We start from the raw sequence: 267 nt of genomic DNA, 5'->3' as shown, positions 1-267 counted from the left end.
ACCTCGAAGGGATGCTCCGCGAGTGCGGGCGCACGATCAGACTGCTACACTGCAGACATCCTGAAGATGGGCTCGATCGGGTATCGGAAGGAGGGATCGATGCTGTGCTCCTCGATCTCGAGGACGGGCAGGGTATAGCGATCGTTGACCATCTGCGGCGGACGGCGCCCGGCGTTCCGGTCCACGTGCTCACCCCGACCGGGGAAGATCCCCCCGTGCCCCAAGCGGCGCAGGAACCCCTGGCCCGGGAGGGGATCAACGCTGAAC

1 protein-coding gene is annotated in these 267 nt (G+C 65.9%); it reads right to left on the bottom strand.

Going from position 1 to position 267, the window contains the following annotated elements; translation table 11 throughout:
- Window positions 1-44 precede the first annotated feature (44 nt).
- The coding region (locus FQ664_RS27570) for a hypothetical protein (RefSeq protein ID WP_218570433.1) at window positions 45-267 on the bottom strand (223 nt) is incomplete at its 5' end.

Source organism: Pseudomonas persica, assembly GCF_900291015.1.
In the GTDB taxonomy this organism is placed as follows: Bacteria; Pseudomonadota; Gammaproteobacteria; order Pseudomonadales; family Pseudomonadaceae; genus Aquipseudomonas.
The sequence above is the reverse complement of the archived record's forward strand: the minus strand, read 5'-3'. Positions and strand labels throughout refer to the sequence as shown.